The sequence below is a fragment of the Roseibaca sp. Y0-43 genome, assembly GCF_020667835.1.
GTDB lineage: Bacteria > Pseudomonadota > Alphaproteobacteria > Rhodobacterales > Rhodobacteraceae > Roseinatronobacter.
On sequence record NZ_JAFMPR010000004.1, the window covers coordinates 236,046 to 254,247 of the forward strand.

General features: G+C 63.9%; 17 protein-coding genes. 12 read left to right on the top strand and 5 right to left on the bottom strand.

What is annotated here, in order from left to right:
* Window positions 1–26: 26 nt before the first annotated feature.
* On the bottom strand, window positions 27–368 hold the full coding sequence (locus tag J1C52_RS06985) for a hypothetical protein (RefSeq protein ID WP_227427214.1): 342 nt from the start codon (window positions 366–368) through the stop codon (window positions 27–29).
* 137 nt (window positions 369–505) lie between these two features.
* Between J1C52_RS06985 and J1C52_RS06990 the strand changes: the two genes are divergently transcribed.
* The 11 genes from J1C52_RS06990 to J1C52_RS07040 all read left to right on the top strand — a co-directional run bounded on the left by J1C52_RS06990 (window position 506) and on the right by J1C52_RS07040 (window position 10,728).
* Window positions 506–1,243: a cytochrome c biogenesis CcdA family protein gene (locus J1C52_RS06990; RefSeq protein WP_227427215.1), complete on the top strand. Its 738-nt coding sequence runs from the start codon at window positions 506–508 to the stop codon at window positions 1,241–1,243.
* A gap of 34 nt (window positions 1,244–1,277) precedes the next feature.
* Window positions 1,278–1,847 carry a thioredoxin family protein gene (locus J1C52_RS06995; protein ID WP_227427216.1) on the top strand — a complete coding sequence of 190 codons (570 nt, stop codon included), beginning with the start codon at window positions 1,278–1,280 and terminating at the stop codon, window positions 1,845–1,847.
* A gap of 187 nt (window positions 1,848–2,034) precedes the next feature.
* Window positions 2,035–2,529, top strand: coding sequence for a sulfur oxidation c-type cytochrome SoxX (soxX, locus tag J1C52_RS07000; protein ID WP_227427217.1), 495 nt, complete (start codon window positions 2,035–2,037; stop codon window positions 2,527–2,529).
* 49 nt (window positions 2,530–2,578) lie between these two features.
* The gene (soxY, locus tag J1C52_RS07005) at window positions 2,579–2,992 is read left to right on the top strand and encodes a thiosulfate oxidation carrier protein SoxY (RefSeq protein WP_227427218.1); all 414 of its coding nucleotides are present in this window, start codon (window positions 2,579–2,581) and stop codon (window positions 2,990–2,992) included.
* A 45-nt stretch (window positions 2,993–3,037) separates the two neighbouring features.
* A complete protein-coding gene (soxZ, locus tag J1C52_RS07010) occupies window positions 3,038–3,364 on the top strand; it encodes a thiosulfate oxidation carrier complex protein SoxZ (protein WP_227427219.1) in 327 nt (108 codons plus the stop codon).
* A 39-nt stretch (window positions 3,365–3,403) separates the two neighbouring features.
* Window positions 3,404–4,270, top strand: coding sequence for a sulfur oxidation c-type cytochrome SoxA (gene soxA / locus J1C52_RS07015; protein WP_227427220.1), 867 nt, complete (start codon window positions 3,404–3,406; stop codon window positions 4,268–4,270).
* 137 nt (window positions 4,271–4,407) lie between these two features.
* A complete protein-coding gene (gene soxB / locus J1C52_RS07020) occupies window positions 4,408–6,102 on the top strand; it encodes a thiosulfohydrolase SoxB (protein WP_227427221.1) in 1,695 nt (564 codons plus the stop codon).
* 54 nt (window positions 6,103–6,156) lie between these two features.
* The gene (soxC, locus tag J1C52_RS07025) at window positions 6,157–7,446 is read left to right on the top strand and encodes a sulfite dehydrogenase (protein WP_227427222.1); all 1,290 of its coding nucleotides are present in this window, start codon (window positions 6,157–6,159) and stop codon (window positions 7,444–7,446) included.
* Window positions 7,430–8,530, top strand: a complete 1,101-nt coding sequence (locus tag J1C52_RS07030; RefSeq protein ID WP_227427223.1) for a c-type cytochrome — start codon at window positions 7,430–7,432, stop codon at window positions 8,528–8,530. The genes soxC and J1C52_RS07030 overlap by 17 nt, the downstream gene beginning before the upstream one ends.
* 10 nt (window positions 8,531–8,540) lie before the next feature.
* Window positions 8,541–9,260, top strand: coding sequence for a c-type cytochrome (locus J1C52_RS07035; RefSeq protein ID WP_227427224.1), 720 nt, complete (start codon window positions 8,541–8,543; stop codon window positions 9,258–9,260).
* A 205-nt stretch (window positions 9,261–9,465) separates the two neighbouring features.
* Window positions 9,466–10,728: an NAD(P)/FAD-dependent oxidoreductase gene (locus tag J1C52_RS07040; protein WP_227427225.1), complete on the top strand. Its 1,263-nt coding sequence runs from the start codon at window positions 9,466–9,468 to the stop codon at window positions 10,726–10,728.
* Between the two features lie 65 nt (window positions 10,729–10,793).
* Here J1C52_RS07040 and J1C52_RS07045 read toward each other — a convergent pair whose 3' ends face one another.
* Genes J1C52_RS07045 through J1C52_RS07060 form a run of 4 tightly spaced genes read right to left on the bottom strand, consistent with a single transcriptional unit; the run spans window position 10,794 to window position 17,465 of the window.
* On the bottom strand, window positions 10,794–12,851 hold the full coding sequence (locus J1C52_RS07045; RefSeq protein ID WP_227427226.1) for a hypothetical protein: 2,058 nt from the start codon (window positions 12,849–12,851) through the stop codon (window positions 10,794–10,796).
* Window positions 12,848–15,595, bottom strand: coding sequence for a DUF4159 domain-containing protein (locus tag J1C52_RS07050; protein WP_227427277.1), 2,748 nt, complete (start codon window positions 15,593–15,595; stop codon window positions 12,848–12,850). The genes J1C52_RS07045 and J1C52_RS07050 overlap by 4 nt, the downstream gene beginning before the upstream one ends.
* Window positions 15,595–16,461, bottom strand: coding sequence for a DUF58 domain-containing protein (locus tag J1C52_RS07055; RefSeq protein ID WP_227427227.1), 867 nt, complete (start codon window positions 16,459–16,461; stop codon window positions 15,595–15,597). The genes J1C52_RS07050 and J1C52_RS07055 overlap by 1 nt, the downstream gene beginning before the upstream one ends.
* Window positions 16,458–17,465 carry an AAA family ATPase gene (locus J1C52_RS07060; protein ID WP_227427228.1) on the bottom strand — a complete coding sequence of 336 codons (1,008 nt, stop codon included), beginning with the start codon at window positions 17,463–17,465 and terminating at the stop codon, window positions 16,458–16,460. The genes J1C52_RS07055 and J1C52_RS07060 overlap by 4 nt, the downstream gene beginning before the upstream one ends.
* A 98-nt stretch (window positions 17,466–17,563) precedes the next feature.
* Here J1C52_RS07060 and J1C52_RS07065 point away from each other — a divergent pair, with 98 nt between their 5' ends.
* Window positions 17,564–18,166, top strand: coding sequence for a DUF1285 domain-containing protein (locus J1C52_RS07065; protein ID WP_370633237.1), 603 nt, complete (start codon window positions 17,564–17,566; stop codon window positions 18,164–18,166).
* The last annotated feature ends 36 nt before the right edge of the window (window positions 18,167–18,202 follow it).

The following is an 18,202-nucleotide window of genomic DNA, read 5'->3' on the forward strand; positions in this document are numbered from 1 at the left end:
AGCGTCACATTATTGGGCAGCGATGCTCAATTCACGGCAGCGTCCGACAGGGATTGCTGGGCCTCGTCGATCATCTGCGCGATGTAGGGCCAGAAGAAATCCTCGCCCGGAAAGCCGGTCATGCGCGAGATTTCAGTGCCGTCCGGCCCGATCAGGATGAAGGTCGGCGTCACGAAAGGGCGCGATGCCAGCGTGATCCCGTCGGGCATGTCATCGCGCAGGTCGGCATGGATTAGCGGCGCGGCCTCTCCTTGCGGGGTCTTTGCGTAGATCGGCGCGATGTCACGGTTGAACGCCACGCAATAGGCACAGCCTGCCTGCTCGATCATCAGCAGGCGCAACCCGGTGTCGGACTGGGCAGTTGCCAACCCCGGCAGCACCAGAAAAAGTGATGCCGCAAGCCAAACTGCACATTGACGAAAAGAATTTAACATACGAACAATCTAATATGTTGTTATGGCCCGTGCAACCAAGATACACGGCCTGTCTTCGGGAGGGGACTCACATGTTCGACATCAGTTACGCAGGGGCCGCGATTGCCGGGCTTCTGTCCTTTTTCACGCCCTGCATTTTGCCGATCGTGCCTTTTTATCTATGCTACATGGCCGGGCTTTCAATGGGTGAATTGCGCGACGAAGGCGGGCTTGCACCGGGTGCGCAGCGCCGTCTTGTCCTGTCGTCGATTGCCTTCGCGCTTGGCGTGACAAGCATCTTCGTGTTGCTGGGGATGGGGGCGACCGCATTGGGGCAGGCTTTCATTGCCTATCGCGATATTCTGAAATGGATTGCCGCAGCCGTTCTGCTGGGATTTGGGTTGCATTTTCTTGGCGTTATCAAGATCGGGTTCCTGTATCGGCAGGCCCGGATCGAGAATGTCGGCGCGCCGAAATCGGTGGTTGGGTCTTATGTGATGGGGCTTGCCTTCGGCTTTGGCTGGACCCCATGCGTCGGCCCCGCGCTGGCCGCCATCCTGATGGTTGCTTCCGGCATGGGCGAGGTCTGGCGCGGCGGCCTACTGTTGGCCGTCTACGGCATTGCCATGACCTTCCCCTTCGTCATCGCGGCACTTTTCGCGCGGCCCTTCCTGAACTGGGTCGGCAAGCATCGCTCGAAACTGGTGCATGTCGAAAAGGTGATGGGTGCTATGCTGGTTTTGTTCGCTATCCTGATCGCGACCGATTCGATTTCCTTGATCGCCGACTGGATGCTGCGCAACATGCCTTGGACAGCGACGCTGGGTTAAGCGCGCCTGACTTGAACCACACTGGGAGGACACCATGCTGAGACTTGTTTACGCCCTTGTCGCGGGCCTGATGCTGACCGGCCCCGCTACCGCCGTGCCGCTTGGCGAGGACGGGCTGCACAAGCCCGACTGGTTCGTCGAGACCTTCCGCGACCTGCGCGAGGATCTGGCCGACGCCAATGACCAGGGCAAGCGCCTGTTGCTGATCTTCGAACAGCGCGGCTGCATCTACTGCACGCGAATGCATGAAGAGGTCTATGTCGACCCGGAAATCGAGCGCCTGTTGAGCGAGGATTTCTATGTCATCCAGATGAACCTGTTCGGCAATCTGGAAGTGACCGATTTCGACGGCACCGTCATGGAAGAGCGCGACATGGCGCGGCACTGGGGCGTGGTTTTCACCCCCACCATGATCTTCGCCCCAGAGGTCGCGCCCGAATCGGGCGGCCTGCGCGATTCGGCCGTCATGGTCATGCCGGGCGCGTTCGAGCGTGGAAGCACGCGGCTGATGCTCGAATTCGTTCTGGAGAAGGGCTACGAGGGCGAAGAGCACTTCCAGAAATACGTGGCGCGCCGCCTGGAAGAAATTCGCGCGGCGCAGTAACTATTTGATCTAAATCAAACTCTCGGACCCCATCCTTCAGGCCGAAGGGTGGGGTCTCACATTGTCTGAAAAGAATATGCAAAAAATCGAATTTTCATTTGCGGCAACGGTATTCCTTGGTCTACAGTTGCGCCATGGTGAGCTTGGGAGAGCGCCACAAATACACCGCGTGTCTGGGAGGACATCCATGAATTCACGTTTCATCAGCGCAGCACTGGCCTCGGTCGTCGCCGTTGCAGCTGCGTCCGCATCGGCAGAAGTCAAACCGGCAGATGTTGTCTGGGAAGACGAGATCGCGATCCCGGCGTCGTTGACCGGCGTTCCGGGTGATCCCGCGAAAGGCGCAGAAGTTCTGTCGTCGCGCTCGCTTGGTAACTGTGTCGCCTGCCATGTCGTGTCGGCAATGCCCGACGTGGCATTCCAGGGCAATGTCGGCCCGGCGCTGGATGGCGTTGGTGCCCGTTGGTCCGAAGCGGAACTGCGCGGCATCGTTGCAGACGCGAAACGTGCTTTCCCCGAAAGCCGTATGCCGACCTTCTACGAGGGCGACCCGGCGGCTTTCATTCGCCCCGGCGACGCTTACACGGCGAAAGCCTACAACCCGGAAACCTTCTCGACCCTGCTGACCGCTCAGCAGATCGAGGATGTGGTGGCCTACCTGGTCACTCTGACCGAATACTGAGGCGGCTTCGCGCCCCCTCGGCTCCTGTCCAATTCGAAAGGATGAACTCATGATTACACGACGCGAAACTATGGCCATGGGTCTTGGTGTTGCGACCATCACCCTGCTGCCGATCAGCGCAAACGCTGCTGCTGACGAAGCGATCGCGGCTTACACCGGTGGTGCAGCCGTCTCTGAGGGTGGCGTGACCATCACCGCCCCGGAAATCGCGGAAAACGGCAACACCGTTCCGATCTCGGTCGAAGCACCGGGCGCTGCTGAAATCGCGATCTACGCCGACGGCAACCCGACCCCCGGCGTCGCCGTGTTCAAATTCGGCCCGGCTGCCGGTTCGCACCGCGCATCGACCCGCATCCGCCTGGGCGGCACGCAGGACGTGGTCGCCGTCGCGAAAATGCCCGATGGCAGCTTCCAGCAAGCGGCTGTTGAAGTGAAGGTTACCATTGGCGGTTGCGGCGGCTAATCCAGCCAGCCCTTCCTTCGCCAACGATATTCTTAGGAGAGACACATGTCTGACGTTAAACCCCGCATCCGCCTGCCGCGCTCTGTGAAGGCCGGCCAAGCCGCCGAAGTCAAGACGCTGGTGAGCCATGTCATGGAAACCGGCCTGCGCAAAGACGCCGACGGCAACACCATCCCGCGCATGATCATCAACCGCTTCACCTGCGAATATGGTGGCGAGATGGTGATCGACATGGCGCTGGAAGGTGCGATTTCCGCGAACCCCTATGTCGAATTCGACATCATGGTCGGTGAAGCCACCGACGTCGTCTTCACCTGGTACGAAGACGGCGGTGCGGTCTACACGCAAACTGAACAGTTGGCCTTCGGCTAACATATAATAACGGTCATGCGCCAGTCTGGGAGGAGACGTATGAAGACCTTTACCCTAAGCAAGCTGATGGCCTCTGCGGCAATCTGTGCGGTCGCGCTTACCGGCGCGGCCAATGCAGACCCGCATCCGGATGCAGAGCTTATCATCGAGGGCGAACTGCAACTGACCACGCGCGCCGAAGCACCGGCGCACTTGGACGGTGTTTTGCCCGGGATCTACTCGGGCTGGTTGTTCCGCACCGATGAAACCCGCGCCTTGCAGATGGACGATTTCGACAACCCGGCAATGCTGGCTGTCGAAGATGGCGAAGCCATGTGGTCGACTGCGGATGGTGCTGCGGGTCAGTCCTGCGCGGATTGCCATGGCGACGCGTCTGAAAGCATGAAGGGCGTGCGCGCTTCCATGCCCAAGGTCAACGAAAACGGCGACCTGTGGTCCATGGAAGACTACGTCAACAACTGCCGGACCACCCGGATGGAGGCTGACGCCTGGGGTTGGAACAGCGGTGACATGCGCAACATGACCTCTTATATCTCGATGCAGTCGCGCGGGATGCCGGTGAATGTTGCCATCGACGGCCCCGCGGCCCCGTTCTGGGAGCGCGGCAAGGAGATGTATTACACTCGCTATGGTCAGCTTGAGCTGTCCTGCGCCAACTGCCACGAAGACAGCTGGGGCCTGATGATCCGTGCGGACCACCTGAGCCAAGGCCAGATCAACGGCTTCCCGACCTACCGTCTGAAGAACGCCGGCATGGTGTCGATCCACAACCGCTTCCGCGGCTGTATCCGCGACACGCGCGCCGAGTCCTTCGCGATGGGCTCGCAGGAGTTCCGCGAGCTGGAGCTCTATGTCGCATCGCGCGGCAACGGCCTGTCGGTCGAAGGCGTGTCGGTTCGCCAGTAACCTAATCTGGGGCGCGCGGTTCATACCGTGCGCCCTTGTCCCCGGCAGAATTTTTTTCGGCCAACAATATTCACACCTATGAAGATTGGCATGTAGCGCGCCTCCCCGCGCTGTCTGTGTCACAGGAGAAACCTCTGATGATTTCCAGGCGCGAATTCCTGCAAGCCTCTGTCGCGGCTTCTGCGCTTTACGGCATTTCCGGTTATGGAAACTGGGGCAAGCTGGCTGCACAGCAGGCGCTGACCCAGGATGATCTGCTGAAATTCGACACGTTCGGAAATCTGTCGATCGTCCACATCACCGACATCCATGCGCATATGAAGCCGATCTGGTTCCGTGAACCGGAATGGAACGTGGGCGTGGGCGATGTGAAGGGCAAGCCGCCGCATGTGGTCGGCAAAGACTTCATCGAAATGTTCAACCTCAAGCCCGGCTCGCCCGAGGCCTATGCGCTGACCTACGAAGATTTCGTGTCGCTCGGCAAAGCCTATGGCCGCATGGGCGGCATGGACCGCGTGGCGACCGTTGTGAAAGCGATCAAGGCGGACCGTCCCGACGCGATCCTGCTGGATGGCGGCGATACGTGGCACGGCTCGATGACCAGCTATTTGACCAAGGGTCAGGACGTGGTCAACGTGATGAACGCGCTGGGTGTTGACGCGATGACCAGCCATTGGGAATGGACCTTCGGCACCGACCGCGTGATGGAAATCGTCGAAGGGCTGCCCTTCCCGTTCCTCGGTCAGAACATTTTCGATTCCGAGTGGGACGAGCCCGCCGAATTCCCCGATTACACCTGGTTCGAGCGCGGTGGCGCGAAGGTGGCCGTGATCGGTCAGGCCTTCCCCTACATGCCGATTGCGAACCCCGGTTGGATGTTCCCGGAATTCAGCTTCGGCATCCGTGACGAGCGGATGCAGGAAATGGTGGATGAAGTGCGCGCACAAGGGGCTGATCTGGTCGTCGTGCTGTCGCATAATGGCTTCGACGTGGACCGCCAAATGGCTGGTCGCGTTTCCGGCATCGACGTTATTCTGACCGGCCACACCCATGACGCGCTGCCAGAACCGGTGATCGTGGGTGAAACCCTGCTGATTGCCAGCGGCAGCCACGGCAAATTCGTGACGCGTCTGGACCTGGACGTGCGTGACGGCCGCATGATGGGCTTCCGCAGCAAGCTGATCCCGATCTTCTCGGATGTCATCACGCCCGATCCCGAGATGGCCAGCCTGATCGACGCAGAGCGCGCGCCGTTCAAGGACCAGCTGGAAGAGGTCATCGGCCATACCGACAGCCTGCTCTACCGTCGTGGCAACTTCAACGGCACCTGGGACGACCTGATCTGTGACGCGATCATGACCGAGCGCGACACCGAGATCGCCATGTCTCCGGGCGTGCGCTGGGGCGCCAGCCTGATGCCGGGCGATGCGATCACCCGCGAGGACATCCATTCGGTCACGACCATGACCTATGGCCAGTGCTACCGGACCGAGATGACGGGCGAGTTCCTGAAGGTCGTTCTGGAAGACGTGGCCGACAACCTGTTCAACCCGGACCCCTATTTCCAGCAGGGCGGGGACATGGTTCGCATGGGTGGCCTTGGCTACAAGATCGACATCTCCAAGCCGATTGGCGAGCGCATCTCGAACATGACGCTGCTGTCGACCGGCGATGCAATCGACCCGGCCCGCACTTACACCGTAGGCGGTTGGGCCAGCGTGAACGAGGGAACCGAAGGCCCGATGATCTGGGATGTGGTCGAAGCCCATATCCGCAAGATCGAACGTGTGTCCCTGACGCCGAACACTTCTGTCGAAGTGACGGGCCTCTAATACATCAACCCGGGTGGGCGCCAGCCCACCCAGTCCAGCAAAAGGAACTACGTCATGACCGACCAGTCGAATGACGCGCCCCGCAAGGCCGGTGGTGCCAGCCGCCGCGATTTCCTGCGCACCGCAGGGCTTGCTGCGGGGGGCGCTGCTCTTGCCGCCACGGGCGCACGGGCCAATACGCCCGACCCGTTGATTACCGAAATCCAGCCTTACGCGTCCTTCACCGGCGAAGCCGTGGATGCCACGCCCTATGGGATGCCGATCCATTTCGAGGAACATGTCGTTCGTCGCAACGTGGAATGGCTGACGGCTGACCCGATCAGCTCGATCAACTTCACGCCGATCCATGCGCTGGATGGCACGATCACGCCGCAGGGTTGCGCGTTCGAGCGTCACCATTCCGGCGCGATCGAGATGAGCAAGCAGGAATACCGCCTGATGATCAACGGCCTCGTTGATCGCCCGCTGGTCTTTACCTTTGCCGACCTGATGCGGATGCCGCGCGAAAGCCGCGTTGCGTTCTGTGAATGCGCTGCAAACAGTGGCATGGAATGGGGCGGCGCGCAGCTGAACGGCGCGCAGTTCACCCACGGCATGATCCACAACATGGAATATATCGGCGTCCCGCTGCGCGTGTTGCTGGAAGAGGCCGGTGTCCAGCCCGAAGGCAAATGGGTCTATGTCGAAGGCCATGATGCCAGCTCGAACGGTCGGTCTATCCCGCTGGAAAAAGCCATGGATGACTGCCTTGTCGCCTTCTACGCCAACGGCGAGGCGCTGCGCATGGAACATGGCTACCCGGTCCGCCTGATTGTGCCGGGTTGGGAAGGCAACATGTGGGTCAAGTGGCTGCGCCGCATCGCGGTCTACCACGCAGCCGTTGAAAGCCGCGAAGAGACCAGCAAATACACTGACCTGCTGGCCAACGGCACCGCGCGCAAGTGGACCTGGGAGATGGACGCGAAATCCGTCATCACCGCGCCCTCGCCGCAAGTGCCCGCCAGCCATGGCCCCGGCCCGATGGTCATCACCGGTCTGGCATGGTCCGGCCGCGGCAAGATCACCCGCGTGGACGTGTCCATGGACGGCGGTGTGAACTGGGTCGAAGCCCGCATCGCCGGCGAGCCTCAGTCGATGGCGCTGACCCGCTTCTATGTCGACCATGTCTGGGACGGCAAGCCGATGCTGCTGCAATCGCGCGCAGTCGATGAGACCGGCTATGTCCAGCCCACCAAGGACCAGCTGCGCGCTGTGCGCGGTCTGCAATCCGTCTACCACAACAACGGCATCCAGACCTGGCATGTCAACGAGAATGGGGAAGCTGAAAATGTCGAAGTGTCGTAATCTGATCGCTACCACGGCGCTTGCAACCTTGCTGGCCGCCCCCGGTTTCGCGCAGGAACTGGGCCTCGGCCGCCCGGCGCTGCCCGAAGAAATCGACGCGTGGGACGTGGCCGTCCTGCCCGATGGCACCGGCCTGCCGGTCGGCAGCGGCGACGTCTATGACGGCGAGGAAGCTTGGATCAACAACTGTGCGGCGTGCCACGGCGATTTCGCTGAAGGCGCTGGCGCATGGCCGGTAATCGCAGGCGGGCAGGGCACGCTGACCAACCCGCGCCCGGTCAAGACGGTTGGCTCTTACTGGCCCTATCTGTCGACGGTCTTCGATTATGTGCACCGCTCCATGCCTTTCGGCGCGGCACAGATCCTGACCTATGACGAGACCTATGCCATCGTCGCGTATATCCTCTACTCGAACCAGATCGTCGAAGATGATTTCGTGCTGAGCAACGAGAACTTCACCGAAGTTGTCATGCCCAACGCGGATGGTTTCATCGTCGATGACCGGGTCGAGACTGAGTTCCCGCTGTTCGTGACCGAGCCTTGCATGAGCAACTGCTCTGACCCGGTCGAGATCAGCAAGCGCGCGAGCGACATCGCCGTGACCCCGCCCTTCCCGCGTCTGCTGCTGGATGGCACTGTGGTCGAACCCGGCGAGATGGTCGAGGAAGCGTCGATGGATGCCGGCACCGCAACCGATGCCGCTCCGGTCGAGGAAGCTGCCGCCGAACCCGCTGCCGAAGAAGTGCAGGTCGCAAGCCTTGACCCCGCACTGGTCGAAGCTGGCGAAAGCGCCTTCCGTCAGTGCCGGTCCTGCCACCAGGTCGGCGACGGTGCCCGCAACGGTACCGGCCCGATGCTGAACGGCGTCGTCGGTCGTGCATCGGGGGCTGTCGAGGGCTTCCGCTACTCGCCCGCCTTCACCGAAAAGGCAGAATCGGGCCATGTCTGGACCCCGGAGTCGTTGGACGCATTCCTCGAGAACCCCTCGGACTACATCCCGCGCAACCGGATGGCATTCCGGGGCGTTCGGGACGCGGATGAGCGTGCGGCATTGATTGCCTACCTCACCTCGCACTCGAACTGAGCGGGATCTGATGAAGGGTTTTATCCTTTCCTCCACCCTCTGCATCGGGGCCATGCTGGCCCCGATCGCATCCTTCGCGCAGGCGATCGCCATCGGGGATCCCGAATCCGGCGCGGAAGTATACCGTCGTGAATGTGCCAGTTGTCACCAGATTGGCGAAGGGGCGGCGCATCGCATCGGCCCGCAACTGAACCACATTTTCGACCGCGGCGCGGCCAGCCACGACGATTTTCGGTACTCCGATGCCTTGGCTCGGCAGGGTCGCGATGGTCTGGTTTGGGATTTGGCGCGTCTGCACGCCTATATCGAGAACCCCCGCGCCCTGGTGTCGGGCACGCGCATGTCCTATCGTGGCCTTGGCGACGAAGACCGCCGCGCCGACCTGATCGCCTATCTGCGGGTATTTTCGGACCAACCGCAAAACATCCCCGAAGCCGCACCGACCGCCATCCGGCCAGAGGTCGAGCTTTCGCCAGAGATCCTCGCGATCGTGGGTGATGTCGAATACGGCGAATATCTCAGCCAGGAATGCACCACCTGCCACCAGCGCAGCGGTGCGAACGAGGGGATACCCGGCATTGTAGGCTGGCCTGAAGATGACTTCGTCGTCGCCATGCACGCCTACAAGGAAAAGCTACGCCCGCATGAGGTGATGCGCTCTGTCGCGTCGCGTCTGGGCGACGAAGAGATCGCGGCACTCGCGGCCTATTTTGCGGCGCTTGACGAATAAGGATAACGGTCCGCAATATCGGTTGCGGGCCGTTTGGCCGTTTCGAGGGAGACGCGCGGCCACCCAGACTTGTCCCACGCTCTACGCCCTGCGTGGGAACATGACCCGTCCGATAGTGCGCCATTGGCGTCGAGGAGGCTGGACGGCGGGGGAACTCGGGCGCAAATTCGCCTTCATCCAAGGCGAGACATGGGAGAGAGTATCAATGAAGCTTCAACGCAGAACATTTCTGGCCAGCGTTTCGGCAGCCAGCGCAATCATGGCGGCCCCCGCTGTCATGGGGCAGGCCCGTCCGCGCGTGGTCGTGATCGGCGGCGGCTCTGGTGGTGGCACGGTTGCCCGTTACATCGCGAAAGACAGCGACGGTGCTGTGGATGTAACGCTTATCGAGCCGACGAAGCGTTACTACACCTGTTACTTCTCGAACCTGTATCTGGGCGGGTTCTGGGACTATGACGCGCTTGGCCATGGCTATGAGGGCATTGCCGCGGCTGGTGTGAACGTGGTTCATGACTGGGCCATTGGCGTGGACCGTGACGCGAAGACCGTCACGCTCGCATCCGGCTCGTCCATCCCCTATGACCGTCTGGTCGTGGCACCCGGCATCGACTTTGTCGCCGATGCCGTGCCGGGCTGGGATGTGACCAAGCAAAGCCTGATGCCGCATGCCTACAAGTCGGGCACGCAGGTCCAGCTGCTGAAGAACCAGATCGAGAACATGCGCGAAGGTGGCACCTTCTGCATGGTCGCGCCTCCGAACCCCTATCGTTGCCCTCCGGGGCCGGGCGAGCGTGTGTCGATGATCGCGCATATGCTGTCCCAGTCGAACCCGACCGCGAAAATCCTGATCGTGGACCCGAAAGAGAACTTCTCGAAGCAGGCTTTGTTCGAGGAAGGCTGGAGCAAACACTATGCCGGCATGGTGTCGCGCATTGGCCCGGATTTCGGTGGCGCGAATGTCGAAGTGCGCCCCGACTCGATGGAAGTTGTCATCGACGGCAATGTCGAGAAGGTCGATGTCTGCAACGTGATCCCGGCCCAGAAAGCGGGCAAGATCGCAGAGCTGGCTGGCCTGACGAACGACGCAGGCTGGGCACCGGTCACGCCGTCCGACATGCGCTCGACCATGGACGAGAACATCTTCGTTCTGGGCGACGCGGCTCAGCAGGGCGCAATGCCCAAGTCGGGTTTCTCGGCCAACAGCCAGGCGAAGGTCGTGGCGAATGTGGTGCGCGGTGAATTGACCGGCAGCCGCATCTTCCCGGCACGCTACTCGAACACCTGCTGGTCGCTGATCGCAACCAATGACGGTGTGAAAGTGGGCGCCAGCTACGAGCCCGGTGCCGAGCAGATCGAGTCTGTGTCGAGCTTTATCAGCGCGACCGGCGAAACCGCCGAACTGCGTCAGCAGACCTACGAGGAAAGCATCGGCTGGTATAACGGGATCGTGGCCGACATTTTCGGCTGATCCGGTCCGACCCGAAAACAAAGGCGGTGCGAGCAATCGCGCCGCCTTTTTGCATGTGCTTGTGTTTAACGCCCTTCGCGCAGCCATGCCCCGAGCGCCAGACCAGCGGCCAGCAACAACCACGCCCAGCCCGGCAACAGCGCCGCCGTGGTGATGTCGGTCGTCACATAGGCGTTGCGCGGTGTAATCCCCAACCAGCCGCGCCCGGCGGCTGCGCGGCCCTCGCGCACCTCGCGCAGCTCTGGCAGCCCGTCCGACAGCAGTGCCACACCGCCGCGTGTCGGCTCGATCAGTGCCGCCAAACGGCCGCCGCTGGCGATAGTGCTCTCATACTCGCGCGGCGCTTGCGGGCCGACGGCCACCACGCTGTCCAGCCCGCCCTCTGCCAGCCGGTAAAGCCCGATTTCCGGCGCATCCCAATCGGCGCGGTATTCGCCGGGGGACTGTTCTGTCAGCGCAAGCGCCGTTTCGGTGCCGTCGGGGGCCGTGACAATTACCTCTCCCACGCCGTCGCTGAGGGTGCGGCGCGTGATGGTCAGTCGCTGACCCTCGGCGCTGGCCGTCAGGGTCTCTTCTTCCAGCTCCGGCTCGCCCATCATCCAATGGGCCAAGCGGCGCAGCAATTCCAGTTGTGGCCCTCCACCTTCAAAGCCGCGATCCCACAGCCATGTCTGGTCCGACGCGATCAGCGCCATGCGGCCTTGCTCTACCCGGTCCAGCATCAGAAGCGGGCGTCCGTCGATCCCTTCCATCACGATCTGACCCTCTTGCGGGATCATCTCTATCTGGCGGAACCACCGCCCCCAGCCTTCGGCAGAGGGCGCAAGCGCCTCCAGCCCAGATGTGACCGGGTGGCGTTGCCCAAGATCGGTGACGGTGGGACGATAGCCTTCATCCAGCACCCGCGCGGTCGGGCTGGCAGGGAACACCTCGCCCAAGGGCGAGCGCCAGATACTGTCGGCTCCGGCCAGTTCCGGGCCACCCACGACCAGAAGCGCGCCGCCATCCTGCACATAGCGGGCGATATTGGCGAAATAGGCCGCAGGCAGAATGCCGCGCCGCTTGTAGCGGTCGAAGATGATCAGGTCGAATTCGTCGATCTTCTCGATGAACAATTCGCGCGTCGGAAAGGCAATGAGCGACAGTTCATTGACCGGCACGCCGTCATGTCGGTCTGGCGGGCGCAGGATGGTGAAATGCACCAGATCCACCGCCGGGTCCGATTTCAGCAGGTTGCGCCATGTGCGCTGCCCTGCGTTCGGTTCGCCCGAGACCAAGAGCACCCGCAGCCGGTCGCGCACGCCGTTCATCTGCACGATCGCGGCGTTGTTGCGGTCAGTCAGCTCTCCGGGGGCTTGTTCCAGCTCGAATTGCAGCACGTTCATGCCGCCACGGTCCAGCGTGACGTCGATTTCCATGTCCTGCCCGATCGGCACCACCGCGCGCTGGCGCGGCCCACCGTCGATGGAATAGAACAGCGGCGCCATGCCGCCCGCACCTGGGGGCACCGCGCCTTCGTCTTCGACCCGCAGGGTCAGCGTGACAGGTTCCCCCACGATGGCGAAAGCGGGCGCGTTCGACACGATCAACCGGCGGTCCCAATCCTCTGGCGTGCCGGTTTGCAGCAGGTGCAGCGGCGCGGGCAGGTCGAGCGGGATGTCGGCATCATGGGCAAGTCCGTCGGACAGCAGGAACATGCCCGCCAAACGGTCGCGCGGGATTTCGGCCAAGGCTTCGGCCAATGTGCCCGCGATCAGGCTGCCTTGGTCGCGGGCCGCGTCCTCGACCGTCACCACACGGGTTTCCACGCCCGGAAGTGCCGCGAGTTCTGCTTCCAGATGCGCGCGGGCGCTCCCGGCTTGCGCCGCCCGGTCGCCCAGCCGGTTCGAGGCCGTATCATCGACCACCACCAGCGCGATGTCGCTGAGCGTGTCGCGCAATTCGGTTTGCAGCGCGGGGTTCGCAAGTGCGGCCAACAGCGCGAGCGCGGCCAGCCCGCGCAGCCACCAGCCGCGCAGGCCGCGCCATAGCGCAATGGCCACCATGACAAAGGCGACAGCCGCCACCGCGCCCAGAACCGGCCAAGGCAGCAGCGGTGCGAAAGCGATTTCGGTTCCGTTCATTGCCCCAGCCTCTCCAGAAGTGCTGGCACATGCACCTGGTCGGATTTGTAATTGCCCGTCAACACATGGGTAATCAGGTTCACCCCGAAGCGATATGCCATCTCGCGCTGCTCCTCTCCCGACAGGCCCATCCCGATGCGCACCATGGGTTGGCCCATCTCGTCCACCGCCCACGCGCTGGCCCAGTCATGGCTGCCGATGATGACCGGCGTGACCCCGTCATTGAGGTTGCGAAACGGCATCCCCTCGGCGCGTTCGGCATCGGCGGGCGCGGCTTCGACCCAGACATCACGGCCCGTGTAGCGGCCCGGAAAATCGCTCAGCAGGTAGAAGGTGCGGGTCAGGACATGGTCCTCTGGGACTGGTTCAAGCGGCGGTATGTCCAGCGGGCGGGCGATGGCCTGCAAGCGGCGCTGTTCTGGCGTGGTGCGTGTCAGGCCGGCCAGTTCCGCGTCGCGCGTGTCGAACAGGATCAGGCCGCCGCCGCGCAGGTAGCGGTTCAGCTTTGCGTAGGCCGCATCCGACGGGATGGGCGTGTTTTCTGTGATCGGCCAATAGAGGAACGGGAAAAAGGTCAGCTCGTCGCGTTCAATATCGACCCCGATGGGCGGATCGGGTTCGACCGAGGTGCGGGCAAACAGGATGCGCGACAGCCCGCGCAGGCCCGCCTGCGCCATCTCGTCCACGCGCTCGTCGCCGGTCAGGATATGGCCCAACACCACCGCGCTGGTGGCTTGCAGCGCAAGGCGGTCGTCGGTGTCTTGCGCGTGGCCATCCACGGGCAGGGCCAGCGCCAGCAGCACCGCCGCCACGGCCCCGCCGCGCAGGCGGCCCGACAGCCAGAGCGCGGCCAGAATATCGACCAGCAGCAGGGCCAGCCCGGCAAGCAGCACCGGCGCGCGCAGATCGCGAGTGACCGCGACCGTGTCGCGCTCGACCGGCACGGATGTGGGCCAAGTGGCGCCGCTAAGTGCTTGGTCCGGGTCGATCAGGTTCAGCGCAAGGCTGCCCGCCGCGCTGGAATAGACACCGGGGCGCAACTCGGGGCCGAACTGACGTGCGGCCAATATCTCGCCCTCGATCGCCGCCTGATCGCTGACATCTTGCACCTCGCCAAACCCGTCGAGGGCGCGCTGGGGTTGCCAAAGCTGGTCTGCAATGGCGCTCTCGTCCAGCGACGCGCCACGCGTGGACACGGCCAGTCGTTCCAGCATCTGCACGAACAGGCCCGACAGCGGCAGGGTGGACCAATCGGCATTGGCGGTGGTGTGCACCAGCACGATCTGCCCGTCGCCATCGAAGCGGCGCGTTACCAAGGGCGTGCCGTCGGCCAGCGTGGCAATCGTGCGCTCTGCCAGACCGGGATCGGGCTGCGCCAGAACCTGCGCCGCGATGGTCACATCTTGCGGAATGTCTAGGCCCGCGAAGGGGCTTTCGGGGGCGAATTCGCGCAACAGGCGGGGCGCGCCCCAGCTCATCGCGCCGCCAACGGTGCGCCCGCCGATGCGCAAGCGCACGGGCAAGAGCGGGTCTTCGGCATCGCGCGCCACTTCAGAGGCCGCCAAGCGCGGCCCGGCAAAACGCAAGAGCATTCCACCACCGCGCACGAAATCAAGGATCTGGCCGGTCTCGACCTCTCCCAAGGCAGCCACGTCGACCAGGATCAGCACATCGGGCGCGGTCAGCAGCAGGTCGTCGATCGAAGGGCTCTCGATCAGTTCCGACACCGGCCCAAGCGCTTGGCGCAGGTAAAAGAAGGGCGACAGCAGATCGGCCCCTTCATCGCCCTCGCGCCCGGTTAGCAACGCGACCTTGCGCCGTTGCAGCGCGTCATCGGTCAGGGCCACGGCCCCCGCGCTGCGCTGTCCTTCGATCTGGAACCGGGTGATGCGGTTGCGCAATTCGGGTTGCAGGACAAGCTCGGCCCGTGCCAGCTCAGAGCCTGCTTCAAATGTCGCGGTCGCCCGCGCCAGCGCGCGCTCCACGCCTGCTGGGTCGCGGCCATGGGCGGTGATGCTCACCTCTGTCGCAGGCTGGCCGGACAGGCGCAGCGCGCGCAATCCGAGGGTGCCTTCGCTCAGGCTTGGCGGTGCAAGCGCATAGATGGGGCGGCTGGTTTCAAACACGGTCAGCGCGCCACGCGCTTGCAGGGCATCCGTCAGGGCCGTGCGATAGGCATGGTCCAACCCGTCCGACAGCCAGTAGCTGTCCAGCCTGTCGGGAAGGGTGTCGGCCCAAGCCACCACGCTGTCGGCATCGGCCACGAAAGGCGCAGGTGCCAGCGCGCCCACGCGTTCGGCCCAGAATTGCGCGTCGCGCAGGGGCAGGGGGCCATCGGGCAGGTCGCTGAGCGCGACAAGCGCGACGGGGCGGTCGGCGCGCGCGGCCTCTGCCAACACCTCGCCCACGCGTTCGGTGCGGCGGCTCCAGTCGCGGGCGCTGGCCCAGCTGGCATCCATCACCACCAGAAGCGGCGCATCGCCCGTGCGCGTGGCCTGCGGGTTCAACATGGGGCCGGCAAAGCCCACGATCAGTGCCGCCACCGCCAGCGCGCGCAGCAACAGCAGCCACCATGGCGTTTTGTCGGTTTCCGTGCGCTCGTCCGTCAGGCCCAGAAGCAGCGCGACACCCGGAAAGCGGCGCACCACTGGCGCGGGCGGCACGGCGCGCAGCAGCCACCACAGGACCGGCAGCGCCACCAGCGCGGCCAGTAACCATGGCGAGGCGAAGCCGATAGCCCCCATCACGCGCGCCCCCCGTCCACGGCCTGCCACAGCGCCATCAGCGCGGTCGCGGGCGATTGGTCGGTATGATGACTCAGCACTTGCCAGCCGCTTTGACGCGCCAGCGCCGCCAGCGCATCCTTGCGCGCGGCCAGCCGGTCGCGGTAGCGCGCTTGCAGGTCATTGGCGCGCAGGGTTTCGTGCCGCAAGGCGCCGCTCATGGATTCGAAGATAGACCGCCCCTGATAGGGAAATTCCTCTTCCACCGGGTCGAGGATTTGCACCAGAACCCCCCGCACCCCGCGCGCGACCGCTTGGGCAACGGCACGCTCCAGCCCCTCTGTCGGGCCAAGGAAATCGGACAGGAACACCGCTTGCGAGCGCGCGGGCAAGACCGCGTCGGGCGGCGCGCCGAAATCGGCGCTGTCATCGCGGGCCAATGTCAGCGTCAGCGGCTCCAGTTGCGCGCGGCCCATGCGGGCGGGCAGGTCGGGCATCAGCCCCACGCGCTCACCGCCCTTCAGCAGCAGCACGGCCAGCGCCAAGCCCAGAAGCCGCGCGCGATCGGCCTTGGTTGCGCGGTCCTTCGCGCCTGAAAACGCCATTGCCTGCGCGCGATCCACCCAAAGCGTGACGGCCTGCGCCGCCTGCCATTCGGTTTCGCGCACGAAATGCGCATCCGCACGGCCAGAGCGCCGCCAGTCGATCCGGCCCGCACTGTCAGAGGCCGTCGCAGGGCGATATTGCCAGAACTCATCCCCTTGGCCCGCGCGCCTGCGGCCATGCGCGCCGGGCAGCACCGACGCCGCCAAATGCTCGGCCTGCGCCAGAAGCGCGGGCAGGGGCGCGGCCAGCCCCTCGGCACGTTGGCGCAGATCGGCTGTCACGCGGCGGCCGCCATGTCCGTGGCTTGTGCGGCCACGCGGTCGATGATCTCGCCCAAGTCCACACCCTGCGCCCGCGCGGCAAAGCCAAGCGCCATACGGTGCGACAGGACCGGGCGCGCCATGGCCGCCACGTCATCGAGCGAGGGCGCAAGCCGCCCCTGCAACAACGCCCGCGCCCGCACCGTCAGCATCAGCGCCTGCGCCGCACGCGGGCCGGGGCCCCAGGCGACCATGCCCTGCACGGCCTCATGTGCCTCTGGCTCGCCGGGACGGCAGGCGCGCACAAGATCAAGGATCGCATCGACCACGCGCTCGCCCACGGGCATCCGCCGCAAGAGCGCCTGCGCGTCGATCAGTTCGGCAGCGGTGAAGACCTCATGCGCGGTGTCTTCCGCCGCCCCGGTGGTGGCGATCAGGATGTCGCGCTCGGTATCGCGGTCGGGATAATTCACGTCGATCTGCACAAGGAACCGGTCCAGCTGCGCTTCGGGCAGCGGGTAGGTGCCTTCCTGCTCCAGCGGGTTTTGCGTGGCCAGCACATGAAAGGGCGCGGCCAGCTTGTGATGGTGGCCCGCGACCGTCACCTCGCGTTCCTGCATGGCCTGCAACAGGGCGGCTTGCGTGCGGGGGCTGGCGCGGTTGATCTCGTCCGCCATCAGAAGCTGGCAGAAGATCGGCCCCTCGATGAAGCGAAATGCGCGTTTGCCATCTTCATTCACGTCCAGCACCTCTGACCCCAGAATGTCGGCGGGCATCAGGTCGGGGGTGAATTGCACGCGGTTGCCGTGCAGCCCCATCACGGTCGACAGCGTATCGACCAGCCGCGTCTTGCCCAAGCCCGGCAGGCCGATCAACAGACCGTGGCCGCCACACAGCATGGCGGAGAGCGTCAGATCCACGACGGTTTCCTGCCCGATGAAGCGGCGGTTTATGCTGGCGCGCGCCTGCGCCAGTTTCTCGCCCAAGGCTTCGATCTGCTGGGGAAGGTCCGAGGCGTCAGTCATGGGGCGCGTCCTTTTGCCTTTGGTTTTCGCCCTGCACACGGGGTGAAAACGCGCGAAGTCATGTTACGTTACCCTCTGACATATCGCAAAGGCAGCCAATGGCAAAAACCCCGATGCAACAAAATACCGTGACACCTTCGGCAAATGCGCTGGCCGATGCGGCGCGCGCCGCCAGCAAGGGAAAAGGCCTGCCGCCCGTGCATTTGTGGAACCCGCCCTTTTGCGGCGATCTGGACATGCGCATCGCCCGCGACGGCACCTGGTTTTACGAGGGCACGCCGATTGGGCGCCCCGCTTTGGCGCGGCTGTTCTCGACCATTCTGAAGCGCGAAGGTGACAAGTATTTCCTTGTCACCCCGGTAGAGAAGGTGGGGATCACCGTCGATGACGCGCCTTTTGTCGCGGTCGATTTCCGGGTCGCAGGCACGGGCTGTGACCAGCATGTGACTTTCGTGACCAATATGGGCGACGAGGCTTTGGCCGGGCCCGACAACGCGCTGCGCGTCGAGCGCGATGCCGAGAGCGGCGAACCCGCGCCCTATATCCACATTCGCGCGGGGCTAGAGGCGTTGATCGACCGCAAATCCTTTTATCGTCTGGTCGAGCTGGGACAGCATGCCGAGCATGACGGCGCGTCGTGGTTCGGTATCTGGTCGGCAGGCGTGTTCTTTCCGATCATTCCCTCTGCCGAACTGGCCTGAGCATGACGCAGCGATCGGGCTTGCCCATTGGCCGCT